This is a genomic window from Rhodovulum sulfidophilum DSM 1374 (assembly GCF_001633165.1).
GTDB classification, from domain to species: Bacteria; Pseudomonadota; Alphaproteobacteria; order Rhodobacterales; family Rhodobacteraceae; genus Rhodovulum; species Rhodovulum sulfidophilum.
Window position 1 is genome coordinate 986,800 of the sequence record NZ_CP015418.1, and the last position, 24,954, is coordinate 1,011,753.

Sequence of the window (24,954 nt, forward strand, 5' to 3'; positions counted from 1 at the left end):
ACTCGATACGATGGGCGCCCCGGGCGCGCCTTCGGCAATGGGTTTGTCGCGGAGTGCGCGCCCATCGACCGCACGCCCGGTTTACCCGCTTCGATGACGCTGTTCGGGATGGTTGTCCAATCCGTCATTGCCAGAGATATCCTTCCGATCCATCGGGCATGAGCCCATCTTCGTCTCCCCACCAAAAGCCGTTATTGCGCTCATCATCGGTCGCGCTGCCAAAGTCGGGGGCATCGTCATCCATCCAGACCAGGTAACGTGTCGCCTGGTAGATGAATTGCTGCAGCAGGTATTCTGTGACCTCGCTCGGCTTGACCTGCTGCGCCTTGATGACCTGCCAGCGGCTCGTGGGGACGCACCTCCTACAAGGCCTGCTTTATTACGCGGAACACGGCTTACCTCGTCACCACACTCACGCTGGCCGTCATACCCGCAGCCAGTTCAACACCGGACGGCACGCCGTCGATTGCGATCCGGACCGGGATCCGCTGGGCCAGGCGGACCCAACTGAAGACCGGCTCCACCAAAGGCAGCCCCAGATCGTCCGAGGCGGCGTTGCTATTGGCAATCCCGCGGCCGAAGCTCTCTACATGCCCCTGCAACTCCCCGCTCACGCCCATGAGCCCGATGCGCACCGGATCGCCCGGTTTGATGCGTGCAAGCTGGGTCTCGCGGAAATAGCCCGTCACCCGGAAGCTCCCGGCATCCACCAAAGTAACGGTGGCGTCGCCGGTAACGGCATAGTCGCCCTTGCGCAGGTGAAGATTGGTGACGTAGCCATCCACCGGCGCGCGAACCGCGGTGCGCTTGAGGTTCAGCTTCGCGACATCCAGCGCCACCTCCGCGCTGCGCGCCTCGGCCCGGGCGGCGGCGGCCTCGCGCTGGGACCGCTCGGCGGCTTCGGCGCTGAGCGAGCCCTTTTCCTCCAGCTTGGTGTTGCGTTCCGCCGTGGAGATGTCGAGCTTCATGGCCTCGAGGGCACTGTCAAGGTCGGCCTGCGCGGCTTCGACGGCCAGCTGGAACCGCTCGGGCGAGATCTGGAACAGGATATCGCCCTCATGGACGAACTGGTTCTCGATCACATGTACCGCACTGATCGTTCCCGAGATCTCGGGAGCGATCCGCACGACATCTGCGGTGACGCGCCCGTCCCGCGTCCAGGGTGCGTCGACGTAGTACTTCCAGAGGTTGTGGCCGAGGAGCAGGGCGCAGACAGCCAGAACCGTTGTCAGCGCAACGCCACCGGCGTGGCGTCTCATCCAGTAGATCATGATTTCAGTTGCTCCATGAAGAGAACGGTGGCTCCGAGCACCGTGAAGTAGAGACAGAGGTTGAACAGCGCCGGGTGCCAGACATGCCGGTAGACCCCCAGTCTGGCCAGTACGGCCGACAGGAGACGCAGGGCAATGTACGAGCCCAACGCGAGCACGAGCAGCGTCGGGACGAAGACGCCGAAAAGATCGATATCCGGTTTCACGCGAGGGTCCCCCGATCGGAAAAGTTCAGAACCGGTGCGGGTTGCCCGGGGCAGATTGCGCTGCGCAGCCCGGCAAGCGCGTTGCCGAAACGGCGGGCTGTCGTGCCGGAGGCGGCCAGAGCCTGGTTCAGACACTCGTCCACCATGCCGGCCATGGCGCTTTCCCTCTCGGCCCGGGCCGGGCCGGACTTGTCGTTCCGGTAATGCTCTGACACCTGGTCGAGAAGACGGTCCAGACCGAGCCTGAAAGCGTCCGGCATCTCGGGGCGGAGGTTGCGCAGTTCCAGGACGCAGAGCCCGGCACGCAGGTCGCGAAGCAGGTCGTTCTCGAGAAGAGCGGCGTCTGGCGGCAACAGCGTGAGCCGCGGAACGATCAGGCCGAGCCGGTCGGTCATCCGCCCGGCGATCAGCTCGGGCGCGACCTGGCGCCGTCCGGCTGCGATCTGGGATACGACGCGCCAACCAGAGCGCAGCAGGCGCATCGCGCTGTGCTCGGCGCTGACGGCCCTTACCGTCGACATGATGATCGTGGCCAGGGCGAGGGCTCCGAAGGTCGACAGGCTGGCATTTGCAAAGGCCGTGAAGTCGGTGCTCACCTGATTGCCGAGGGTCATCATGTAGATCAGGTTCACGCTGACCTGGAAGCCCGTCATCCATGTCGCAGGCACGGCCATGAGCACGCCGGCCGGGATCAGCACGAGACCCAGCAGCGCCACCAGGGCATAGAAATCGCCCAGGGCGGGCATGAATGCGAACTGGTAAAGAAGTGCGATCACGAACGCGACCAGCATCAGCGGCGCCACCTTGCGCAGCACCGGCGTCGCGTTGTCCATTGTCGCCAAGACGCAGCAAAAGACGCTGCCGAACTGGGCAAGCCCGGCGCCGTAGGTCCAGCCGGTCCAGATCCAGATGGTGCAGGCCACCATGATCAGGATGAACACCGATACCGCCGATCGGAGTGCCGCTCCGTAATCGGTATGAAGATCTCGGGCACTCCTGTGCCGGGCCGCGAGATGCTGCCGCAGCTCGTGGGTTTCCCCCGAAGAGATATCCGTCCGGAGTGACTGGCAGTCGGCCCAAACCTCGACGAGGTCCCGCAGCTTTCCGGTCAGACGCTGCCGAAGCAGTCCTTCCCAACTGTGCGGCTGGTCATCGAGGCGCCGCTGCTCTGCGTCGATATCAAACAGAAGTGCGTCGGTTTCGCCCCGGGTGGCGGACGTCTCTTTGTCGAGCCATTGCAAGACCTTGCCGGTCAGCGCCGCTGACCCGGAGACATCCGGGCCGTTGCGTTCGAGCGTGTTCAGCAGGTCCTCGATCTCGGACAGAAGCGGCAGCACCGCGATCATGCGCTGTTGCAACGCTCCCATGCGTTCCGCCCGGTTCCATCCCCGCACGCCTTCATGAGCGACCTGATCGGTGAAGCTGCGCAAGCTGATCACGTCGGCCGCCAGCTTGTGGCGTTCGTCCTGCAGCTTTGCGCGGTTGGTGTTGCGGGTCAGGACACTGCGTGTCATCGCCGCTGCGTTGTCCAGCCAGCCTTCCACACGTTTCGCCAGCATCGGTCCGATATGCCAGGGGAAGACGACCTGGACCGTGATCGCCGCGCAAAGAATGCCGATCGCGATTTCCTCGACCCGCTCGACCGAGACATCGAAGCTTGTGCCCGGTGCGTTCACCAGCGGGAACCCGGTCAGCGAAACCGTGTAACCGGCAAGCATGAAAGCATAGCTGCGCGGCGACCTGTCCAGCATGCTGACGAACAGACAGGCCCCGCAGGTCAGCCCGATGGCGGCGCTCAGCAGCAGTGGCGAGAAAACCAGGTTCGGCACCAGAAGCACGATCAGCACAGCGCCCAGCACGGTCCCGGCCAGACGGTAGAGCGCCCGCGAGGCAATGGCACCGGCCAGCGGGTTGGCAATGACATAGACGGTCCCGGCCGCCCAATACGGATCCGACAGGCCGCATCTGATCGCGATCCAGTAGGCGAGCATGCCGGCGCCGAAGGTCTTCAGCGAAAACAGCACATGCTCCAACTTGATGCCACCAGGGATCATCATCGGCCCTTTTGCCTTTCCTCGGAGGCGTCAAGGACCGCGGACAGGCTGCGAAGGATGCGGATCGTGGCGATCAGGTCCTGCCTGTCCAATTCTGCAAGCACTTCGGATCTCAGCGCCCGCGCGATCCGGTCGGCCCGTTCGCCCATGGCGATGCCCTCATCGGTAAGCTCTACAAGCTTCGCGCGGCGATCCGTCGGGTCTTCGGTGCGGCGCAGAAGCCCGCGTTTGGAAAGAGCATCGAGCAGGCGCACGACACCCGATGTCTCGAGCCCAAGCTGATGGGCCAGAAAGTTTTGCCGGCTCGCCCCTTTCCGCGCACGCAACAGCACCAGGATCGGCAGAGCGGCGGCATCGGACAAGCCCTCCTTGCTGAGCCTCTGGGCAAGAAGCCGGCGCCAAGACTGGCCCACCGCTGGCAGAAGGCGACCCAGGTCCTCGAACATGTCCACACCTCCGAGCTCATGGCCCGGCTCACTATCGGTGTTCGTTTCTGGTGCCTTCGACATCCGGCCTGCTCTGCAACTATGGAAAGCAGAGCACCTTCCACTTTTTAGGTGATTAATCAATAGGTGATGAATCATGCAAATGGGGTCTCACGGCGTTGTGCAAGGGTCGCGCCTTCTGCCCGCTCTCGCGAGAACCAGGCGTCGGTTTCCCCAGCTGCGGCCCCTTGGCGACATGGTGCGCCAGACCCAGCCGAGCACCCGCGCCATCCGCTTATGCGCGGGCTTGATGTCTTTGGAGAGAATCTTGGATTTGCGAGGCTCTGTTGCACAAATCGACTGATGGCCTCACGAGTTTCCACTCGTTTCTGTGGATCTGGGATTGGCCTTAACTTGTTGATTTTATTGGTAGGAGTGAGAGGATTCGAACCTCCGGCCCCTGCCTCCCGAAGACAGTGCCAAGCAAGATATTCGCGCAATTACCCCTATTTGTTCCACATTTTCCCCTGTTTCGCGCGACCCCGTTGCCGGAGTTTCTTTGCGCAATCTTTGCGGCTCGCACTGCAGGGTGACGCATGATGGCTGATGCTTTCTCCACAGCTACTGCCACTGGGTCCGCACTGATGACGGCCTCGATGTCCTGATCCCAATGTGCTGCGTATCCACAATAGGCGATCCGGGCGCCTGTACCCGCGGAGCGCCAGAAAGCCGAATCCAAGCGGGGCCAGACCTAGGAGGCTGAGCGGCATCAGGTGCGGCTCGGGGCACCGTGCCTCGCCCCCCCCTGTGGCCTCTCCGGAAGATCTCGACACCTGATCTTGCCAAGGCTCAGTCTCGTCCCCTCGTCAGCCTCGCCACTCTGCCAGTCGGCATGATGCTGCCGGTGGCTCTGCGCCCTTCAGCGCAAGCAGCTGCGTGGGGTTGCCAGCAGAGGACCGACCTCACTACCTTGGCGGGAATTCGAGAGGGTATTTCATGAGTGGCTTCTTTCGTCAGGACGCCCGCATGGGCCGGCGGCCCACGGCGCTGGAGCAGGACGTTCTGGTGCTGCGCCGGTTTGAAGGCACCGACCATCTGAACGCGCTGTTCGACTGTTCCGCCGATTGTCTGGCCGCCTCGACCGCTGTCGATTTCGACCGGCTGATTGGCCCCCACGCCACCATTACCCCCACCACCCGCGAGGGAGAGCGGCCCTTCGATGGCATCGTCACCGAGGCCCGCTGGCTGGGCTCGGGCGATAATGACCATCGCTACTGGCTGCGTCCTAGGGCTTTCCTTGCGAGCCTCCGCCGTAACCAGCTGATCTTCAGCAACAAGGCCGCGGTCGAGATCCTGACCGAGCTGCTGTCGGCCTCTGCCTATGCGGGCGCGCCGCGGACGAACGCGGCCAGGACCACAGCTTCGAGGCCGAGGGAGATATCGCGACGCTCGGGGCGGGCAGCCGGGCGGTGCTGGAGGGAGATCCGGCGGCGAGGACCCGTGCCTCAGCGCGCGGCATTCCGACCCGGCCACCAATTCCCGCTTAAAGACGAAGTATAATCATGGCCGGTGTAACGATAAGTCAGATTTTATCATCCAAAGACTCTCCCGCATGGCTTGTGCTGGATGGGGTGAATTGCCCCGATCTCCCGCAGTTTCTTGAGGGGACCGAGCACTGTTGCTTTTATCGCGAAACGGGTCAGAAGCAGCCCCTCCATGCTCCGTGGATGATCCACATGGATGACAGAATCTCCGAGATGGCGTCTTTCCTGCCAAACGATACGCATTGGGGATTCATTTTCACATCTCACTGGCCAATGCGAGATTTGCGCGCACATTTTCGACGCTACACGATGCTGAAGACTCCGCAGAATGAGGCTCCGGTTTATTTCCGTTTCTATGATCCTCGCGTGTTGTTCGACCTTGGTTATGCGCTTGAGGTAGATAAACTCCGGATGTTTATGCGCCCGTTCGGCAGGCTTGCAATTCCGTTGTCACCTCTTCTCGGTGAAAGATGCGGACTTTCGCCGTTAGCCCATCATGATGCTTTCCGGTCAAAATTTCTGACGCTCCCTATCCCGCCAGAAGAGCCGCCCGGAAAGGGTTCGCAGAGCTTTCAGATCGGAATGGTTGAGTATCGGCGCTTTGAGAATCTGCAAGCAAGAAGAGCCGAACGAAAACTGGCGCGTGAGTTGCATTTCACTGCCAGACACAGGTCAGACGCCGAAATTCTTGACATCGCAGCGGAGGCTGCTTCGCGCGCCGAAAGATATGGCCTGACGTCCGTGCGTCAAATTAGGCTGTTCGCGAAATGCATGCTGAAATTCGGCCCCACCTTCGACGAAACTCATCCGGGAGCGCGAGAGGTTTTGACACGAAGGCGAGTCTCGGTTCGTGAAACATTTATCGCTTTGCAAAACTGGTACACGACTGCAGGCGACAAACCATTTCCCGCAGACGCCTCCCAGGACTTGGACATTTGGAATCGATTGTAAGGAGTGCGCGTTTCATGAAATATTATGTTCCGACAATAGATGATATTGAAGCGTTGGTCGGCGCGCATCCTGGTAAATTCTCTTCCCCCCTGCAAACCATGCGGTCGATTGCCAATGCCCGTGCCCAGGGCGAAACGGTCAGCCAAATTACGGCGCAGAATCAGTATCAGGATTACCTGTCCAACGGCGGCGAGCCGATGAGTTCGGATGGCGCCATTCCGCCAGCTGAAGCGGTGCACGATCAGCCCCAAGGCAAAGCGGGATGCGATTGTGCGGCGGCTATGCCTTGCTGCGTGAACTCGATAACGCTTGGCTGCTCGCATAGCGACGCGCGCCTCACCCTACCTCAGGAGGAAAAGGCGAATGGGCAAACGAATTGCAAGCTCGTGCTTGTTGCAGACCAAGGCGGCTCCTCTGGATACGATCTATTGAAGGTGACACTCGACAGGACGCCCCATGGCGACTGCATCATGCCAAAGCAGATGCCGAAATCCCTGATCAAAATGGAAGGTGGTGAGACCGAAGAGAAGACCGCAGAAGACTATGAAATCAAGCTTACCTACCCCGGAGATACAGATCTGGGCCAGACGGACATTGAAAGATTTGTCAACGCCACGAAGTACACGCTACTGGGGGATCTGGAGAAGATTGGAACAAACTATTCACTGAAGCTCGACACCTGCAGTGGCGAGACAACGTTCAACAGCGTGCTTCAAGTTTATCCCAGACTCGAGTGGACGGCTGCAAGTTTTGGATACGAGATCAAAGGCACCTACTACACGGACTTTACCTTTGTCCCCAGCGTTGCCTTGACAGGCAAACTCGACGGGACCTTCGGCGCAACGACCTTTTCCATCGAGGGTGAGGGAGAGAGTAAAACCGATCCGGAAAACCATTCCCGATCCCTCGTTCCGTTTCTCGACAAAACGCTCTCCAAACTTCAAGGCTTGACTGGTGAGGGGGCGAGAACCAGCGAAAATTCCACACATTCTTCGATCTCCGTGTTCCACAAGGTCGATCTTGGAACCAGCAAATTCAAACTGGTCGAGCATCCCTCCGACCCGGCTTCGGTTGGAATCGAAGCGAATGTCACAATGGGCTTTGCTCCTCTGATCGGTATTGAAGCCAAGCTCGATATTATTGATGCACTTTTGACTGCGGCGCGGGCAAGCGCAGCATCCGGCCTTGCCGCAGCTTTGCAGAAAGCCCGTGATACTGCGGCCAAAGGGGTTGGAAGTAAAGATGGCCCGGCACACTTTGTTGCGAAGGCTGGCGTCACTTTGGAAATCACAGGTCAAATAGGGATCGGAACAGTAGATCTGAAGCGGACCGTCAATTCACCTAAATGGGATGGCGCGGGAGAAGTCGGCGGATCTCTGGGATTGGCCGTCGTGGCTATCGTAGAGGCAGAAGGGCGGATTTACAGAATAAGCGGTTCCTTAAGCGCTTCTGGAAAAGCTGCCTCTTCAATCAAGGTCACTCTCAAAACACTGACAGCACAACAGAAAGAAAATATGAAAGACAACAAGCTGAATGTAAAGTCGGAGTGGGATGGGATTAAAATCACCTACACCTCACAAGCAAAAGCAATGTTTTATAGCTCCCGTGCGGTAAATGGTGAGGTCGTCATTCGCAGGCCGGAGGTGTTGTATGAAACATATTTTTAAGGTGATTTTCATATTTATAATCAGTGCCATCGGAGGTTCAGTAATGGCAAACGAACGTGACCCGATCCAAACCGCACTTGGAATGGACATTTCTCTTGCCGGTGTGAAGCTTGACTTGCGGGTGAATGATGTCCCTATCTCGGATCCGTCGTTCCCACTCGGATCAGACGGGCCGTTTTCAACGGTCATGACGCTGAACAGTGCATTCGCTTCGGGCAAGAATTCGGTCACTCTGTCAGTTTTCCCGGAAGCCGAAGCATCGCCTGGCTGGGACCGACATGTCCATGCGCGGTTTGGATATTGGCCAGCAACCGATTTCCCGATGCCTTTTGATGATCGCGCTTTTGCGATAGATGTCCAATATCGCTTTGGAGCGGATGCGCCGGAAGGAGACTTCTCCGTCACATATGCAGGTCAAGAATGGCTTGAGGCATCTGAGGTCGGTACGATCACGTCCACCGACGAACAGAACATGTTCGGCATGTCTCTGGAAGTCGGACTGGACTTGCCTCCACTTGCATGGATGCAGGGGCAATACCTGAATCCGGACGTAAACATGAAACATGAAATTCTAGAGCAATATGCAAAGCTGCATTCACAGGTTTCCGGAGGATTTGACGGTTTGACTGCCGCCCTCGCTCCTTATTTTTCACGGCAAGCTGGGGCGTTCGGGGTCAGCTTGGAACAGTTCATTGAACTGAATGTTCTCCCAATGTTCGGGCCTGAAAGCGGCACAGAATTTCTCCCGTTAGATACATCGAAATCTGAACTGCGCATCTATGGTGATGGTCGTCTTGCCGCACTTGTTCCAATGCCATTGACCTATCGAAATGGAACGTACGGTGAGGAGGGTGTGTTGCTTATTTACTTCTGGAAGGACCAGGCGGGGCAGTGGCAAATCATTCATTGAGGGCCTTGTGTTCATTTTGATCAGTGATGCAATGTGATCGATCGCTCACGCAACTTTCCTGTTCCGCCATTTGGCGTTGCACAGACTGAGGTCATGAGGCTCAGCGTTTTCCTCTGACCGCCTCGCCGATCCGCCGCCCGATCTCGCCGGGCGAGGGTGCGATCCAGCCGATCAGCGCGACCAGCACGATCCAGGGCGGGATGACATTGACGATGACGGTCTCGACGCGGTCGGCGCGGAGGCGGTTCGCCGCGCGGGGTCATGACGTCTGGTCCTGCGACCTGCTGCCCGCAGAGGACCGCTGGAAGATCAGATCCCGTACCTTCGAGGGCGCGGCCCAGGCCTGCGCCGATCAGTGGGGCGGGCAGGAAATGAAGGAGGCTGCGTGATGGCTGATATTGAATGGCCCAGAGAGATCTGGGCGGCCGAATGCGGGGAGCATGACGCCGATGGTCGGCATGTCTTTTCCGAACATGCCACCGTTCCGCGATGGGAAGGAGATCGCGACTGCGAGTTCCACCGCTATGTGGACGGCGACATTGCAGAAAGCCAGGAGCGGTACTTCCGGGAGATGCTGTCGGCCGCAAGAGCCCGCACCGAAGCTGCAGAGGCCGAGCCGGACCGTATCCGCGCCGCCCTCAAGCAGGAGGGCCGGGACGATGGCTGAGCGCCAGCGCCCCTACACGCCCGACATGCTGGCCGAGCGGTGGGGCTGTTCCGGAGAGACCGTGCGGGCAATGATCCGCGAGGGGAGGTTGCCAGCTTTCCGAGTCGGGGGGCGCCTTCTCAGGATCGCAGCACAGACAGTGAAGGATTTCGAATGCGGGACTATCGAATCGGCCGCCTCAAGGGCCGACATGTCGTCATCTGGACCGACGACGAGGGCAAACGTCGACGCTATCGTCTTGAGGCGAACACGGCCCGGGAGGCCGAGCGGGAAGCGCGCGACCTCATCCTGAGGCTGGACGCGCCGCCTGCGGGCATGACTGTTGCGCAGGTATGGGGCGCATATCGGGCGGAAATGGGCGACCGCCGCCAGGGTGAGAAGATGGATTTCGCGGCCAAGGTGATCCTGCCTGCCTTCGGGCATCTGTCCGTGGACCGGCTGCTTGCCGCAGCTCTGGATCCGCATATCAAGCTTGCGATGCTTCTGATGTTGACGACCGCAGGGCGTAGCGGGGCGATCCTGGAATTGACCTGGGACCGGGTCGATTTCGCAAGCCGCACGATCCGGTTGGCGGCCAACGATCTGGGGCCGCGCAAGGGGCGTGCAACTGTTCCGATCAACGACACGCTGATGGCGGCATTGCAAGACGCACAGCGGGCAGCGGTGTCGGATTTCGTGGTGGAGTGGGGCGGTCGGCCTGTGCGATCGATCAAGACCGGCTTCAATGCTGCCGTTGCCCGCGCCGGAATTGATCACTGCACGCCGCACGATCTGCGCCGGACCGCTGGCCGCTTCATGGCGGAGGCCGGGGTGCCGATCGAGGAGATTGCGGAGTATCTCGGGCACACGAATCCGAACATCACGCGCTCGACCTATGCCAGGTTCAGCCCGGAACATTTGCGCCGCGCGGCCGGGTCTTTGGAGTTCGGAGCCCCGAAACTGGTTCAACGAACCAGAGTGCAAACACCAAAAGGCCGCGTAAGTCTTTGATTTTGTGGTGACCCCGGCAGGACGCCGCGAATGACGTAAAATCAATACGATGCCGGGAGAAGTTCCAAATCGCGGTACCACGACATTTCAATAACTTAGATCGCGAGTTTCCAAGTGGTTCTTCGGACCTGAAACCACCACCGGAACATCGGGGTTTGGCGAAGGTCGATCAGGCTGAGGTGGTCGAACGCGCAACCTTGGTGATACATGCATTCATTGCCGAGGCGGTCGAGCCGATCTGCGAGAGGCTGGGCGTTCTGGATGTCCGGGATCATGAGGCAGAGGCAGCTCGGGCCAAAGTGCGGCTTGATGAGTGGATGGGGGGGGCGCCTTCGGTTACCATTCGATCAGAGCGCGGATGATCTGGCGGGCAAGCCAAAGCAGTGCGTTTTTCATGGGCACCTCCTTTCGGAGAGGAGGTGCGTTCGTTTGAAGCAAGACCGAAATGGAGGGGACTTATACCGCCGCGCGCCGGAATACCGCTTCGCTGCACTAGGTGTGGGTGGCGGACCACTCGCCGCCTCGAGAACGCCAACAAGAAGCCCTGTCCGAAGTGTGGCGGTGGTCTCTCGTTCGATGGGCTCGATAGCGCTGGAGACGGTGCTGCAGCGGTTGCGATCATTGTCGGTGCGATACTCTTCATGCTGATATTCGGCATCATCGTGGAAGTTTACGACCTTCAGGCGTAGGCGCTGACAGACCCCCGGAGGGACCGCGAAGCAGGGGGTTGAAGCGGAGCGGCTCGGAAGATGCCCGCAGCGGGGCTGGAGAGGTCAACCCCCCGTGGTGAGGGGGTGAGCCCAACCCCGAATTATAGAGACGTTCGATTTTGGATTTTCGCGGGATGATCCGAGAATGGCGGGGATAACTTCCTCAGGAGCCTCCCCGATGTTCGCATACACGCGCACCAACGCCCACAGTCCTTGGGCTTAGATCGAGCGCCTAGGGCCGCCCACTCCGGCGCTCCCTGCCGAGAGAAGACGTTCGATGGCTCAAGCCCAAGCTGACCGCAGGTTACGAAAGCTGCCGTTCAAAACAGCTGTACGTGTGAAGTTCGCAGAGCTGGTTTCATCGGCCACATCAAGTCGTATCAATTGCAGCGTTGATACGCCCCTGGGGCGAGTAAATCATTAATAGATTGACCGGTAAACTTCCTAGAGCTGTTGTCCATGAAAATTACGGTCACGCTGGATATGCGAGCGCACGTTATCGAATAATTATACCACATGTTTGACCATACCCCCGGCGCTGTCTTTCCGCCGGGCGCGATGGGGCCGGTCTCGCGGACCGAAGCATCGTTCCTTCGACGTATTTCGCCTCGAACCGGGTCGCCAACGGCATTGTATGCGCGGAGCGTATAGTCCAGATACTTCACCGTCTTATTTGAGGTATTGATGCCGTCGATACTCACATCCACTCCGCCCGCTGAGTTGGGCTGGCTGGTTGCCACGCGAGTAATAACTAACGGCTGTCCAGACGCACGCGCAGCAGTAATAGCATTTTCGTAGCGGGTGCCCTCCACGCAAGCGGAAAGCGCAAGGGCGAATGAAGCGAGGGCAAATAAGCGCATGGCATATCTCTCTAGTTTTTCAAGCAAATAAGCGTTCGTTATAAGTTTTGTAAAGCGCTTCGTGCCTTTGCCGTGCCGTCTGGTGCTGAATGGATGTGTCCAGAACTACGCATCAACCTTACAATCTGGGGTTCGAGGGCGACCTGAGGCAGTGCAGCATAGCTGCCGAGCGCCGAGAGGAAGTTCGCCGCTGGCGGCCGCTCGTGCCAAGTGCGACGTATCATCACAAGCCGCCGATAGCCGCCGTTCGACGCTCCATGCCGTCGATGCTTGACGAAACGCCGAAGCGGACATCCGCTCGACCCACGGAACAACTCTCATCCAGCAACGCAGGCGGAGCGGACCTGCGGCGTGGTTCTTGTGCACCGGAGTGACACCGCCTGGGTGCTCCCTGCCGATAGCCGCCGTTCGACGCCCCGAGCCCGAACCGCCTGCCGATCACGGAAGCGGCCGTTCATCCCGGCTGCAGCATGCACTCAGGCCGCCAAGGTCCGGAGAGCGGACTTTCCAGACCTTAGCTATAGTGGGTTCATGATAGAAACGGTAGGTTTTGGAAGTTAAGTCTAAAGTAGGCATCGGTCCCTTCAAAGAGATTTGATGCCTAGAAAAATGGAGTTCTTGAGCGATGGTAATTTTTGACAGCACATATTTTTCGGTTTCTCAAGGGTGGTTAACCGGGTGGAAGATCAAGGATAAGACCACTGGTGCGATAACAATCCCGAATGCTGCTATGAAATGTCAGATTGGGTTGGTCTGGATGCAGGTTCGAAGGACGAAGAAGCATCTTTCGCTAAATCGGGATCAATCCGAGGACATGCTGTTCTTCAGTTTTGCCAAGGCCGTCCGCGATCCAAACAGTGGCGATGGAAAGCTGTGGACGTCGCTAGAACCGGACGCATTGGCCGATCTGCTAATTTCAGAAGCAAACAAGACTGCTCGCGATCCATTCCATACCCCGAGCTGGTGGTAGTCTGAAACATTACCGATCAAATATCGAGCTTATCAACACCAAGACATCCTCTTTCATACCCCATGCATCACGCAGTATCCGTCATTCTGGGCTCGGAGCGGACCTGCGGCGGCGCAGCTTGGAGCTGGAGCCCCTCTGGCCGCCCGCTCGGGCGCTCTCTGCCGCTTGCTGCCGTCCGCCAACATTCAGCGTTCCGGCGCCCGTAGCCCTAAAGGTCGCAAAGCGGCCTTTCGTCCCGGTTGCGGCGTGCCTTGTGGCCGCCAAGGTTCAGAGAATGTACAAACCTCGCAATCAGAGGAGCCAGCCGTTGAAGATCCGTTTACCTTCAGCAGTGAAGCTGATGACGCAGGATTCGAGTAGGCCCGGTATCGTGGCATGCCCTGCAATTTAACATCCTCTGACAAATGTTACGTCAGCTCGCCGATGAAGCCATCTATATGAATATCACGCGGAATGGCCAACGTGCTGTCCGATGCTGAACGCGGCGCGGCAATTTCCTAGTCAATAGAAAATAGTGCGAATGCCCACAACGAACTGTGACCGGCGCACATAGATGCAACGCGCGATGAAGGCGAAGAATGAGACCGTCAACGTTAAGAGCGTGGCTTGAAGCGCCTCCGACATCCTTGTCCAGATCGTTGCGCGGCGAACGAAACCATTGTAGGTCATCGACGTGTATATTCCGTCCACATAAACCGAACGACCATTCAATGAAAGCAAAAAATCCCCATATGCACTAAAGTTACCATTGCCAATATTTGCCTCTCTTTCTCCTTCGAGAATTATCCCGCCACTTGATCCCATCGAGTTGAACCACGTCGCCTTTTTTTGGAATTTATTTGCCTTTTGAGGGTCGGGGGTGGCGATCATATACCCCATACCTGGCTCAATAGATATCGAGAGCGGATGGGTCGAAAAAAACAATGGATCCGTGCTTTGCGGTCGTATCTTTAGTAAAAGGCTTGGCGCGCCTGCCGCCTCATCGTTAATATCAATGCTTCGGCACGACAACTCCCTGTCATAGTCTATAGGTTTCGGGGTGAATTTGAGCAAGCTTTCATCACCATCGATATCTATTGAAAATTGAACTGGCGCGACCCTATATCCGACGTTCGCGTACTTTTGTCCACTTGGTGCGAAATTCGTTGCGCTAATAAGTAGATTAAAATCTCTCCCCTTTGCGGTGAACTTCTGGCCACTCATAAAGAAACTGCTTATATTGAATGGCCCTTCATCCGCATCTAATCCCACGTAGTATTGAGAAACACCGTTTCCGCTAGTAGTGTAACTCACCTCACTGGCGTCAAGGGAAGCCCAAGTAGAATAATTATCTGATCTAATGGAAAATCTATCAACTCCTTGAGCTGAAATAATTGGATTTTGCAGGGTTGATCGGAGAGCTGATTCGAGATCCAGGCAGTCTGGCACGAAAAATGCCTCGATGTTAAGACGGTATGGCGGCTGAGAAGACGCGCTTGCAGTGAAATTTTCTCCGGCGCGAAACTGAAGGTCCTCTAGGTTATCGATGTAAATTTGCTCCCTTTCTGGGTGTGCCAAAATTTCGAGATTCGAACTTCTACTTATGTGGGCCTTTATGAGTTCAGGCCGATGTACGAAGAATATCTGAAGAGCAGAAAGCTCGAAAGACGCGATAGCGCCACAAACAATAAGAACTTTAACCCCTGAGCTCAATCTTCTCGATTGAGCTCGAAAGAAGGCGAAAGACGCAGAGATCGTGAATATGGTGAACGCCGATCCAAGAAGATTATAAATACCGCTGCGCCCAAAGCCGATCCAAACAGATCTTGCCATTATCGCGTCAATTGCACATAGGCCGATAAAAGAGCATGCGATTGATAGGCCCAAAGGCCAGAGCCCAAGTCCTCTGATTGATAGAGTTAATATGGAGGCCATCCCGACGAAGATTATGCCAGATACAAACCACAGCGTATAATCTGATGATAGCTGAGTGGCGGCTAGAAAAACATTTGTCAGGAGGCCATATTCTTCCTCAGGTGAATTTATTGATCGAATTGCCGACTCTATATTCCGGCCCTGCATAACGACAAGTACGTATGCGATTGACAATGCCGCATTCGTTAAGATCGACTCTCGCTTGTCTTTGAGAAACATTCGCATCACCTCCACACGCATTCCGCCGAGGGGCGCCATTTGGGATAACGTGTCCAGTTTTTATCCCTGTTTTTTTTAATTTTCGCAACTCTGTGCTCACGGCATCGCGTTGGCGATGGTGGAGGTGCGGTGAGCCCTGGCCAAATGGATCTAACGACTTGGCGCATATGATCAACGTTGGGGCGAGAGGGTATCCGTCGAGACTTCAGAGATCCTGCCGACTCGACGTCAAGGGGCGGCGAAGGTCCGGTTTAGGGAAGCCCGACCGAGGCCTGGGAACGGTCGCGAAAGTCCTGTGTGGATGGCTCCCGCATAGCAAGTCGTAAATGATCTCGCGCACCTTTTCAGAAGCAGTCTTGTGTCCGGCCTGTTTGCGCGGTTCACACCGCTGGCCCTGATGGGATCCGCAGATCAGGTTCCTATCTGCTTTGCGGGCAATTTCGCCCGGGACATTCGGCGGAGCTTCCTGATCGTTGCGGCTGAAGGGTACACCATCACATCGTCGGTCTTGCTATCTCGCTGTTTCGGTATGTCTCAGGCTGTGTGAGGTCGGTAGGATTCGTTCCTGGTCAGCACCGCCCACATGATCCGCGCCGTCTTGTTCGCCATGGCGACGGTCGCGAGCCGGGCAGGCTTCCTCTGCAGCAGCTTCGTCAGCCAGGGATCGGCACGCTCCGGATGGTTGGAGACCTGCCGCACACGCGATGTCATGCCGACGACGATAAGCTGACGCAGATACCGATCGCCCATCTTGGTGATCTTCCCTAAGCGCTCCTTGCCACCGCTGGAGTGGTTGCGCGGTGTCAGACCAAGCCACGCCGCAAATTCCCGCCCACTCTTGAACTGGTGACCCGATCCGATCGTGGCGGCCACGGCCGAGGCGGTGACCGGCCCAACTCCGGGAATGCTCTGCAGGAGTTGCGCCTGGCGGCTGAGACGAGCCTGGATACGCATCGTGATCTCGTACCAGCGAAAGCGGTTGTGGAGCTCGACCAGCTGACGGCTGAGGACCCGCAGAACGTCCTGGGCGAGCTCGGGGAACCCGGACTGCTTGCCCTCGATGATCCCTTTCGCAAAATCGATGGCCCGCGCGACGCCCCGAGCGATGGCGATCCCGAACTCCGCGGCCAGGCTTCGGAGCATGTTGATCAACTGAGTGCGCTGTCGAACCACGAAGTCCCGTGCGCGATGCAAGGAGAGAAGCGCCTGCTGGTCCTCGGACTTGATCTCGACAAACCGCATCGTCGGCCGCGTCACGGCCTCGCAAATGGCTTCTGCATCGACCGCATCGGACTTGCCCCGTTTCACGTAGGGTTTGACGTACATCGGCGGCATCAGCCGGACAGTATGACCGAGCTTCGTAAGCTCACGGCCCCAGTGGTGGCTCGATGCGCAGGCTTCGATGCCGATGAGGCAGGGCGGCAGTCGCTCGAAGAACGCCAGCACCTGCGCCCGGCGTAAAGGCCGATTGAAGGCGACCTCTCCGGTCTCGGTAACTCCGTGGACATGAAAGATGTTCTTGGCCAGGTCGAGGCCGACAGTGGTAACTTGCATGGGGTGGCTCCTCTCAATTGCAGATTCTGACACCTGCAGTATGGCGCATCGCGACGCCGGGAGCGGGAGCCATCCACCCCATCTGCTACCCGCTCTTATGTCCCACACAGCCGCCCGGTCAGCGCCACCAGTTCCCGCTCCTCGGCTGCGGACTGCACCAAGCCGTAGCTCGCGGCGATCCGCCGGAACCGCGGGACATACTGGCAGCGGAGCCCCGGATCCGGCGGCAACCAGTCGAGCGGCCCGCGCGCGTCTTTCGAGCGGTCCGCCGACGCGCTGACGAGCAGCAGGTTGACCGGATCGCGGGCGCCCCCAAGATCCGGTTAAACGCCGACCGGGCCGGGGGAACTCATACGAGCCCCACCCTGACCTCGCGATTGGCGATGATCAACTCCCGCGCGGGGGTCGCGCCGCCCTTCGAGACCGAGTAAGTCAGCCGCACCTCCTCGATCAGGAAGGCGCCGAACAGATCGCGGATTTCGGGCCGGTCGTTGATCGACAGCAGGAAGGCGCCCTTGATCCGGCCCAGGCGCTCGGCCAGCTCGGCGAACTGGTCGCGGTCGAAGAGCCCCTTGCCGTAATCGTCCTCGCCACCCCAATAGGGCGGATCGAGATAGAACAGCGCCTGCGGGCCGTCATAGCGCGCCAGCACCTCCTGCCAGGGCAGGTTCTCGAAGACCACGCCATCGAGCCGGGCATGGGCGGCGTCCAGCAGCGGGCCGATCCGGGCCAGGCTGAAGCGCGGCCCGCAGCCAGGCTGCACGGCGAAAACCCCGCCGAGCTGGCCGCCGAAGGCCAGCCGCTGCAGGTAGAGAAACCGCGCGGCACGTTCCAGATCGGTCAGCGTGGCGGGATCGCAGGCCCGGAGCCGCTCGAACTCGCGGCGCGAGGTGATCTGGAACCGCATCACCTCCATCAGCTGCGGATAATGGCGCTGCAACACGCGGAAGAGATTGGTGATCTCGCCGTTCAGATCGTTCGCCACCTCCAGACGCGGGCGCCAGCTTCGGCGCAGGAAGACCCCGCCCATGCCGAGGAAGGGCTCGACATAGGTGCGGTGCGGGATCGCCTCGATCCGCTCGATGATCCGCCGGTGCAGGGCCTTCTTGCCGCCCATCCAGGGGGCGACGGGGGTTGCGGGGACGGTTTTTCGCATTTCGTTCATGTCAGGAACCTGTTCTAGGTCCGCCCGCTCTCGCGAGAGCCGGGCGACAGATTCCCTCTCGGGTGTCGGCGCAGTTTCTGTTGACGCAGGCTGCGTGGTGAGGCGGTGCTGCAACACCGCCTTGCCCCCGCCCGAAAGCGGGGGGAACTCTCAGGCCCGGCGGCGCGTGACCGCTTCGCCGATCCGCCGCCCGATCCGCCGCCCGATCTCGCCCGGCGAGGGGGCGATCCATCCGATCAGCGCGACCAGCACGATCCAGGGCGGAATGACATTGACGATGACGGTGTCGACGCGGTCGGCGCGGAGGCGGTTCTCGGATTGCTCCTGGCGGATCTCGCGGGCGCGGGGCCGGACGATGCTGGGCGCGTTCTCGACCTTCTGGCCCTGCACGTTTTCGGCCCCGGCCTGGACATTCGCGGCGACGTTGGGGCCGAGCGGCACCGGCAGCCCACCGCATCCGGCCAGCAGCAGCGCCGCGAGGAGCGCCCTCATGCGCTGCCCCAGCGAAACGGGACATCGGCCGGAACGCCGTCGAGCCCCTCATGGCAGAGCTGGCGGGCCTTGTTGCGGCGGATCAGGAGGCCGCGAATGCCCTTGCCGCCCGCGAAACGCCAGCGCGGAAGCTCGTCGCAGGCGCCGCGCAGATCGCCCGCATTGAGCTTGCGGATCAGGGTCGAGCGCGCGGCCGCGCCGAGGCCGACATTATAGGCCCAGTCGAGGATCGCGACATAGGTGCGGTCGGGGATCTCGACCTCGTACCAGCTGCCGAAGGCGGCGATATCGCCGGTGAAGCGGATGACATCGGCCACCGCCTCGCAATAGATCGCGAACGGGTCGTGATAGGTCGGGTCGAGCCGCCGCTTGGCCGCCAGCTCCGGCGCGAGCCGCTCCCAGGCGTCCCGCCCCTCGGCGCTCATCCAGTCGGGTGCCTCGGGCACCGGGACCGTCTGGTCGGCCTTCATCGGCACGACATTGTCGAGCTTCGGCTTCTGACCGCGCATCGGACCTCCCTAAGGGGCTTATGTTCGTGGGCTTTTTTTGCCAATTCGGCCCGCGCAACAGGAAAGCTCCCATGCGCGGTTCCCGAGGGGGGCCGTCGATTTTTGGACACCCCCCGGTGTCAGTTGCGCCCGAGAACCTCGCGGGCGGTCTTGCGGCTGTGGCAGCTCTTGCAGAGCGCCTGCCAGTTCGAGCGATCCCAGAACTTTGCCCGGTCGCCCTCGTGGCGCGCGATGTGATCGACCTCGGTGGCCGGGGTCACCAGCCCGAGCCCCGCGCAATCGACGCAGAGCGGGTTGGCCTCGAGGAAGGCGGCGCGCGCGGTCTTCCAGGCGGGGCTGGCATAGAGCTTCGAGCGGCGCCGGATCTCCTCGGCCGTCTTCACCTTCGCCCGCCGCGCGCGGCCCCGGTCGATCCGTTCCGCCTCGTGCAGCTCGCAGAGCGCGGCGCCAGGCACAGCGAGGTCGTCGCAGCCAGCGGCCGCGCAGAGCTTGCGGATCGTCATGGATGAGGCCTCCCGGAACGCAAAGCGCCCGCAGCGGGGGTTCCGCTCCGGGCGCAGGTTGGGTGACGGCAATATGTCAACGGGGCTAGAGAAACGTCAAGAAAAAAGTTTCCGGGGTGAGGCTGGCCGCTACAGGACGTGACTGGGAAACGCAGTTCGAGACTATGAAAATAGGGCTTCGAGAGCTGAAACAACTAGCGCCTTATCTGGTCTGGATAGCACACTGGTAGTTTTTGCAAACGCAGCCAGCTCACCCGCAAGGTGCGCGTCTATAGCGCCCGTCTTCGTCGCGCCAAACTTCTTGAGCCGATCCTCTCCCATCCTAACGACAACAGAAAAGGACACGACTGTTTGGCCGGTCGGCGATCTCGGCAGCCCTGGGACTTGGCCGTCGTCGAGAGCGCAATCGCCACGATAGCCAGACCCTGAATTCAAGTGAAGAAAAGCGAAGACCGGATCGCCGCCTATCGTGCCAAGGCACAGATGGAACTTCTCTTTTCCCGCCGTAGGACTGTGAAAGCGGACAACGTCGCCAGCTTCAAACATACGGCGAATATTCCGCGAGCATGGCTGCTTGGTCAAAATTCGGCTCATCGAAGAGCAGGCCGAGTTTCATCTTGTAGGCGGCCTTCCCCCCATCGTCACGCCACGCATCCACATAGGCGCTGTCCTCATGGGTCAGCTTTCGAATTTGTCCGAAGCCAAGACGGAGCACTATCGTGAGCGCGTCGTTGAGAGCCTGAATATCGCTCTCCGAGAGGAACTCCTCCGGATCCAACTCTCCGTCTATTGGATAGTAATTCTTGACCTTTTCGTTACGCTCCACCGTCCTCCAAGGGAGCTTCGCAACACCGGAGTCGCGTAGAGCCTTCAGGTTGCCCTTAAGGAAATCGTACGCCAGAGAAGGCACCGGGCCGTGGTACATCGCAGTGTAGTTGTCATAGGTAATAGGCCTGCCCCACTCGTTGAGGTGAGCCCGGTCCGCTAGGAAGAGCGTTTTCACAAGGTGGTACTGTGAAACAGAAGCTTTTCTCCCGCAAGCTTCCTTCATCACATGATAAAGCGACGCCAAGATACGAGGCACACTCGGCGTCATCGATGCAAACTCTGTGGATTCCGTGCTCATCTCATCCGACCCTTCAACGGGTTCCCATATAGCGGACTGTAGCATTATTCCAAGCCGGTGTCAGAAGAGTTGATCGACCGCGATCATGTTGATTCAATGCGCCTCTCCTCGTGTGGCGCACCGTTCACTGCAACATGGGCGCTTTTGTAGCAGCTCCCCAGGCGGAGGCCGCTCAACTTCCGCTTTGTTACGCCCAAGGCTGCATCGGGGGCATGTCCCGCAAGACCACGACCCGCGCGAACCCGGCTCCCATCAGCGCCGCCTGCACCGCCAGCAGATAGCCCCACCAGTCGAGATATGCCCGCCGCGCCGCCGCGATCCGGGCGGGCGTCGGACCCCAATGGCAGGGCGTGAAGCGCACCGCGTCCTGGACGATCACGCCCTTGCGGTTACGGCGGGGGATCGGTTGCCAGCCGTCCGGAAGCTCTGCGCTGTCGCAGGCCCGGCCATAGGCGCGGTGCTGGTTCTGCTGCCACTCGACCGGGCGGAGCCGCGGGCGGGCATCGGGCATCCAGTCGGGGGTGCGGCCCGCGCGGGCGAGATCCGCGACCAGCGTGGCCGCGTACCAGGGCAGCGTGTTCCGAACCACGGTCGCGATCAGCTCGGCATCGTCATGCGGGCGGGACCGGCCGCGGCTCGTGTCGACGCGCGTGCCCAGCTGGGCGCGTTCGAGGGCCACATATTCCATGCCGAAGGGGCGCCAGCCGGTGCCGGCGACCGCTTCGATCTCGTCATGGTCGAGCCGCGCGCATTCGGTGCCGAAAGCCCATTCCAGCGCCTCCCGAACCGGCATCGCCCGGCGGCTGCGCGGTGTAGGCCGCAGCGGGGAGCGGAGCGCGGCCGTCATGCCGATGCCCCCGCGAGATCGGCGATGCTGCGGCAGTGGGCGAGGCGGGCCTCGCGGTCCCGCAGCCAGGCGGCCTCGGCCGGGGAGAGCTGCCCGGGACCGGCGCCCGCCAGATGCGCATGGCGGCGCAGCGCCTCGCCCGCCGCCTGGCGGATCTGCCCCAGCGCATAGCTGCGCGGCCAGCGGCGGTTGTGGCGCAGATCGTCCAGGAGCTCGGGCGCCCAGCCCTCGGCCAGCGCCTGCCGCCCCACCGCATGGGCAAAGACCGCCCGGATCAGCGGCGAGGCGTCGTCGGCGGGCGGCTGGATCTGCGCCGCCGCCTTCAACCGCCCGCCGAACCCCGGATCTGTCCCGCCTGCGGCGAGCTGGTGACCGAGGGGCAGGGATGCGGCGGCGGTATCTGCCGGGCCTCGGACGCCTTTCCGAAGCCGGTCGAAGAGCCCGCCGACAAGGCTTTCCGCGAAGCCGTCGCCGAACTGGTCGATTGCGCCATGAAGGAAGGAAAGCCCGATGCCTGACATCCACCAGCTTCCGCCCCTCGATCTGCACATGCCAGCGCAGCGCGGATGCTGGGACCTATGCCGACTTGAGGTGGTCGCTGCGGAGAAAGACAGGGGGGAGGAGGGCGAGCTATGCCCATGACGCTTGATTTTTCGCCCAGACTGATGCCTGCCGGGCAGGCGGCGCATTATCTTGGCATTTCAGCTTCGAAACTGCGCATGCTTCCAATTGCATCGAAGCGGCTTGATGGGAAACGGGTGTGGGATCGGCGCGATCTCGACGCTTATGCTGACGACCTGCCGACACACGGAGAAACGGACCAAGGCAACACATGCGACGCGCTGTTCATGGAAAAGGCATCCTGAAGCACCTTAACGCCTCGGGGCGATGGCCCAGCGGGAATGTCCGCTATTATTACCGTCCCAAGGGTCAGAAAGGCGTTCCGCTGCCGGATCTGCCGCCGTCTAATCCGGATTTTCTTTCCGCCTATGCCCGTGCCGCCGGTCTTTCCGTGGCGCCTCTGCCCTCCCCTCGCGCGGGCTCGATCTCCGCCGGGATCGCAGATTACCTCAAGTCCGATGCATTCTTGTCCTTGTCCGCCGGTACGCGCACGCGGAGGCGTATCATGCTGGATGATATTCGAGGTCGCTATGGCTCGGGGTTGGTACGCGATCTGCGCCCCCACCATATCCGCGCGGATCTTGAAGGCCGACCACCGCACCCTGCCAACAACCGCCTGAAATGCTGGCGCGGCCTGTGTCGCTGGTGGCAAGAGGCCGGGCTGGCCGAAGAAGATGCGGCAAGCCCGGTCCGCACGCGTCGCGTATTACCGACTGAAGGCCACCTGCCATGGTCGCGCGACGACATCGCAAAATTCCGCGCCAGATGGCCGCACGCAACATCACAACGCCTGGCGTTCGAGTTGCTGTTCTGGACGGGCGCGCGCATGTCGGATGCGGTGCGGCTGGGGCCGGGCATGGTCGACGCCGATGGCTGGCTGAGCTATCGGCAGTCGAAGACAGGCGGGAAGGTTGACGTTCCCTTTACCGCGGCAGCTCCAGAATGGGCCGAGCCATCTGATCGCGTCCATCTTTTTTCTGCCCTCAGGGAACAGGCCGACCGCCATGCGGTCTGGATGGTCACCGCCCAAGGCCGCCCCAGGTCAATCAAGGCGGCCAGCCAATGGTTTTCCGCAGCGGCGCGCGCCGCTGGCATAACGGGAGGGCGGTCGGCCCACGGACTGCGAAAGACCCGCGCCCAGATCATGGCCGAACGCGGTGCCACACCCGACCAGCGCGCCGCATGGCTGGGGCACGAGTCGCTGTCAGAGGTTCAGCACTATAGCCGCGGCGCGGATCGCCGACGAATGCTGGCGGGAACAGACCCCGAACCCCAAAGTTCCAACTCGTCGGATCGAGTTCCAACTTGGATGCGCAAGTAGCTGTCTTTTAGGGGTAATTTTTAGAGGTGGTGACCCCGGCAGGACTCGAACCTGCAACCTATCCCTTAGGAGGGGATTGCTCTATCCAGTTGAGCCACGGGGCCTGTGTTAACCTTCGAACGGTTCGGAACATGGGGCGCGCGAGGCTGCCTTTTTCCTGGCCGTCGGTTTCTTCATCTTCTTGCGGCCCCGCACCCTCCGCGCGGAAGGGGATTGCCCATCGGGTCGGGCAACGGGTCCATGCCCGTCTTTTCCCCGGAAAACGCCGCGGTTGCAAGACCGCTTCGGCTTGGACTTCCGGGACATTCCCGCTTAACTGATGCGACCAGCCCCCGAAGGACCCGTCGACCCGTGACCGCAGACCCGCCCGACAGACCGCGCCGACCGTTGACGCTGCGCGACGTGTCCGAAGCCTCGGGCGTCAGCGAAATGACGGTGAGCCGCGTGCTGCGGCAGAGCGGCGATGTCTCGGCAAAGACCCGTGCCCGGGTGCTCGAGGCGGCCAAGCGGCTGGGCTATGTGCCCAACCGCATCGCGGGCGGGCTGGCCAGCCAGCGGGTGAACCTGGTCGGGGTGATCATCCCGTCGCTGTCGAACATGGTCTTTCCCGAGGTGCTGGCAGGCATCAACGAGGTGCTCGAGGATACGCCGTTGCAGCCGGTCTTCGGCCTGTCGCGCTATGACCCGCCGCATGAGGAGAAGGTGCTGTTCGAGATGCTGTCCTGGCGGCCTTCGGGGCTGATCGTGACCGGGCTCGAACATTCCGAGGCGACCCGGGCGATGCTGCGCGCGGCGGGGATCCCGGTGGTCGAGATCCTCGATCTCGACGGCGAGCCCATCGACTCGGTTGTCGGCATTTCGCATCGCCGCGCCGGGGCCGAGATGGCGCGGGCCATCGCCGCGGCGGGCTATCGCCGGATCGGCTTTCTCGGCACCAAGATGCCGATGGACCACCGGGCGCGCAAACGGTTCGAGGGCTTCACCGGGGCGCTGGCCCGGGCGGGGCTCGAGATTGTCGACCAGGAATTCTATTCGGGCGGATCGGGGCTCGAGAAGGGGCGCGAGATGACGCGGGCGCTTCTGGACCGGCACCCGGATCTCGATTTTCTTTACTTCTCCAATGACATGATCGCGGCGGGCGGGCTGCTTTACTGTCTGGAGCGCGGCTTCGACGTGCCGGGCAAGCTGGGGCTGGCGGGCTTCAACGGCATCGAGCTGCTGAGCGGTCTGCCGCTGCGCCCGGCCACGATGGACATCCAGCGCCGCGAGATCGGCCGTCGCGCGGCAAAGATCATCGCGGATTGCGTCGAGAAGGGCCTGCCCGGCAAGGGCGAACGGGTGGCGCTGAGCCCGCGGATCGATCCGGGCGACACCCTGCGCGCCGACCTTGCCAGATGTGGACAAGCCGTCCGCGATCAGGTTTAAGCGCGGCCAATCGCTCCGGTGCCGCAAAGAGGC

At 60.7% G+C, this 24,954-nt stretch carries 26 protein-coding genes and 1 tRNA gene; 12 read left to right on the top strand and 15 right to left on the bottom strand.

Annotation, left to right across the window (positions count from 1 at the left end; all coding sequences use genetic code 11):
- Positions 1-395: 395 nt before the first annotated feature.
- Genes A6W98_RS04830 through A6W98_RS04845 form a run of 4 tightly spaced genes read right to left on the bottom strand, consistent with a single transcriptional unit; the run spans position 396 to position 4,040 of the window.
- Positions 396-1,271, bottom strand: a complete 876-nt coding sequence (locus A6W98_RS04830; protein ID WP_196760244.1) for an efflux RND transporter periplasmic adaptor subunit — start codon at positions 1,269-1,271, stop codon at positions 396-398.
- Positions 1,268-1,477, bottom strand: coding sequence for a DUF1656 domain-containing protein (locus tag A6W98_RS04835; RefSeq protein WP_042458562.1), 210 nt, complete (start codon positions 1,475-1,477; stop codon positions 1,268-1,270). The genes A6W98_RS04830 and A6W98_RS04835 overlap by 4 nt, the downstream gene beginning before the upstream one ends.
- A complete protein-coding gene (locus A6W98_RS04840; RefSeq protein WP_042458565.1) occupies positions 1,474-3,534 on the bottom strand; it encodes an FUSC family protein in 2,061 nt (686 codons plus the stop codon). Before A6W98_RS04840 ends, A6W98_RS04835 begins: the two co-directional genes overlap by 4 nt.
- Entirely contained in the window at positions 3,531-4,040 is a 510-nt protein-coding gene (locus A6W98_RS04845; RefSeq protein WP_168161812.1) for a MarR family winged helix-turn-helix transcriptional regulator, read from the bottom strand. The genes A6W98_RS04840 and A6W98_RS04845 overlap by 4 nt, the downstream gene beginning before the upstream one ends.
- Before the next feature lie 912 nt (positions 4,041-4,952).
- Between A6W98_RS04845 and A6W98_RS04855 the strand changes: the two genes are divergently transcribed.
- The 8 genes from A6W98_RS04855 to A6W98_RS04870 all read left to right on the top strand — a co-directional run bounded on the left by A6W98_RS04855 (position 4,953) and on the right by A6W98_RS04870 (position 10,685).
- Positions 4,953-5,516, top strand: coding sequence for a contractile injection system protein, VgrG/Pvc8 family (locus A6W98_RS04855; protein ID WP_081251773.1), 564 nt, complete (start codon positions 4,953-4,955; stop codon positions 5,514-5,516).
- Between the two features lie 2 nt (positions 5,517-5,518).
- On the top strand, positions 5,519-6,451 hold the full coding sequence (locus A6W98_RS20180) for a DUF4123 domain-containing protein (protein WP_072071649.1): 933 nt from the start codon (positions 5,519-5,521) through the stop codon (positions 6,449-6,451).
- Positions 6,452-6,465: 14 nt separating this feature from the next.
- Complete coding sequence (locus A6W98_RS20865) at positions 6,466-8,118, top strand: hypothetical protein (protein ID WP_155734721.1); 1,653 nt, start codon at positions 6,466-6,468, stop codon at positions 8,116-8,118.
- Positions 8,102-9,028, top strand: a complete 927-nt coding sequence (locus A6W98_RS20870) for a hypothetical protein (protein ID WP_155734722.1) — start codon at positions 8,102-8,104, stop codon at positions 9,026-9,028. Before A6W98_RS20865 ends, A6W98_RS20870 begins: the two co-directional genes overlap by 17 nt.
- 200 nt (positions 9,029-9,228) lie before the next feature.
- Complete coding sequence (locus A6W98_RS04860) at positions 9,229-9,417, top strand: hypothetical protein (RefSeq protein ID WP_063490880.1); 189 nt, start codon at positions 9,229-9,231, stop codon at positions 9,415-9,417.
- A complete protein-coding gene (locus A6W98_RS20875) occupies positions 9,417-9,695 on the top strand; it encodes a hypothetical protein (RefSeq protein WP_042458574.1) in 279 nt (92 codons plus the stop codon). The genes A6W98_RS04860 and A6W98_RS20875 overlap by 1 nt, the downstream gene beginning before the upstream one ends.
- Positions 9,696-9,720: 25 nt before the next feature.
- Positions 9,721-9,987 (top strand): excisionase family DNA-binding protein, encoded by a 267-nt coding sequence (locus A6W98_RS22295; RefSeq protein ID WP_406679224.1) that lies wholly within the window; start codon positions 9,721-9,723, stop codon positions 9,985-9,987.
- Complete coding sequence (locus tag A6W98_RS04870; protein ID WP_406679226.1) at positions 9,894-10,685, top strand: site-specific integrase; 792 nt, start codon at positions 9,894-9,896, stop codon at positions 10,683-10,685. Before A6W98_RS22295 ends, A6W98_RS04870 begins: the two co-directional genes overlap by 94 nt.
- Before the next feature lie 1,090 nt (positions 10,686-11,775).
- Here A6W98_RS04870 and A6W98_RS20885 read toward each other — a convergent pair.
- Positions 11,776-12,255 carry a hypothetical protein gene (locus A6W98_RS20885; RefSeq protein WP_155734723.1) on the bottom strand — a complete coding sequence of 160 codons (480 nt, stop codon included), beginning with the start codon at positions 12,253-12,255 and terminating at the stop codon, positions 11,776-11,778.
- A 625-nt stretch (positions 12,256-12,880) separates the two neighbouring features.
- On the opposite strand from A6W98_RS20885, the gene A6W98_RS20890 reads away from it, so the two are divergent.
- Complete coding sequence (locus A6W98_RS20890; protein ID WP_155734724.1) at positions 12,881-13,225, top strand: hypothetical protein; 345 nt, start codon at positions 12,881-12,883, stop codon at positions 13,223-13,225.
- Positions 13,226-13,726: 501 nt separating this feature from the next.
- Here A6W98_RS20890 and A6W98_RS20895 read toward each other — a convergent pair.
- From A6W98_RS20895 to A6W98_RS04915, 9 genes are all read right to left on the bottom strand, one after another.
- The gene (locus A6W98_RS20895; protein ID WP_155734725.1) at positions 13,727-15,358 is read right to left on the bottom strand and encodes a hypothetical protein; all 1,632 of its coding nucleotides are present in this window, start codon (positions 15,356-15,358) and stop codon (positions 13,727-13,729) included.
- Positions 15,359-15,892: 534 nt separating this feature from the next.
- Positions 15,893-16,912 (bottom strand): IS110 family RNA-guided transposase, encoded by a 1,020-nt coding sequence (locus A6W98_RS04880; protein WP_042456306.1) that lies wholly within the window; start codon positions 16,910-16,912, stop codon positions 15,893-15,895.
- A 349-nt stretch (positions 16,913-17,261) separates the two neighbouring features.
- A complete protein-coding gene (locus A6W98_RS04885) occupies positions 17,262-18,068 on the bottom strand; it encodes a DNA adenine methylase (protein WP_042464563.1) in 807 nt (268 codons plus the stop codon).
- A gap of 159 nt (positions 18,069-18,227) precedes the next feature.
- Complete coding sequence (locus A6W98_RS04890; RefSeq protein WP_042456270.1) at positions 18,228-18,569, bottom strand: bacteriophage spanin2 family protein; 342 nt, start codon at positions 18,567-18,569, stop codon at positions 18,228-18,230.
- Positions 18,566-19,078, bottom strand: coding sequence for a glycoside hydrolase family protein (locus A6W98_RS20190; protein WP_045291834.1), 513 nt, complete (start codon positions 19,076-19,078; stop codon positions 18,566-18,568). Before A6W98_RS20190 ends, A6W98_RS04890 begins: the two co-directional genes overlap by 4 nt.
- A gap of 119 nt (positions 19,079-19,197) precedes the next feature.
- Positions 19,198-19,581, bottom strand: coding sequence for an HNH endonuclease (locus tag A6W98_RS04900; RefSeq protein WP_042458581.1), 384 nt, complete (start codon positions 19,579-19,581; stop codon positions 19,198-19,200).
- Between the two features lie 538 nt (positions 19,582-20,119).
- Positions 20,120-20,707 (bottom strand): Panacea domain-containing protein, encoded by a 588-nt coding sequence (locus A6W98_RS04905; RefSeq protein WP_042458584.1) that lies wholly within the window; start codon positions 20,705-20,707, stop codon positions 20,120-20,122.
- 187 nt (positions 20,708-20,894) lie between these two features.
- A complete protein-coding gene (locus A6W98_RS04910) occupies positions 20,895-21,554 on the bottom strand; it encodes a hypothetical protein (RefSeq protein WP_042458587.1) in 660 nt (219 codons plus the stop codon).
- The gene (locus A6W98_RS04915; protein ID WP_052677927.1) at positions 21,551-22,075 is read right to left on the bottom strand and encodes a hypothetical protein; all 525 of its coding nucleotides are present in this window, start codon (positions 22,073-22,075) and stop codon (positions 21,551-21,553) included. The genes A6W98_RS04910 and A6W98_RS04915 overlap by 4 nt, the downstream gene beginning before the upstream one ends.
- A gap of 111 nt (positions 22,076-22,186) precedes the next feature.
- Here A6W98_RS04915 and A6W98_RS20195 point away from each other — a divergent pair, with 111 nt between their 5' ends.
- Positions 22,187-22,420, top strand: coding sequence for a hypothetical protein (locus A6W98_RS20195; RefSeq protein WP_060833355.1), 234 nt, complete (start codon positions 22,187-22,189; stop codon positions 22,418-22,420).
- Between the two features lie 260 nt (positions 22,421-22,680).
- Positions 22,681-23,496: a tyrosine-type recombinase/integrase gene (locus A6W98_RS20200; protein ID WP_168161813.1), complete on the top strand. Its 816-nt coding sequence runs from the start codon at positions 22,681-22,683 to the stop codon at positions 23,494-23,496.
- A 27-nt stretch (positions 23,497-23,523) separates the two neighbouring features.
- On the opposite strand, the gene A6W98_RS04920 is transcribed toward A6W98_RS20200, so the two are convergent.
- Positions 23,524-23,600 (bottom strand) — tRNA-Arg (locus A6W98_RS04920).
- A 247-nt stretch (positions 23,601-23,847) separates the two neighbouring features.
- Here A6W98_RS04920 and A6W98_RS04925 point away from each other — a divergent pair.
- Positions 23,848-24,921, top strand: coding sequence for a LacI family DNA-binding transcriptional regulator (locus A6W98_RS04925; RefSeq protein WP_042458590.1), 1,074 nt, complete (start codon positions 23,848-23,850; stop codon positions 24,919-24,921).
- Positions 24,922-24,954 lie beyond the last annotated feature (33 nt).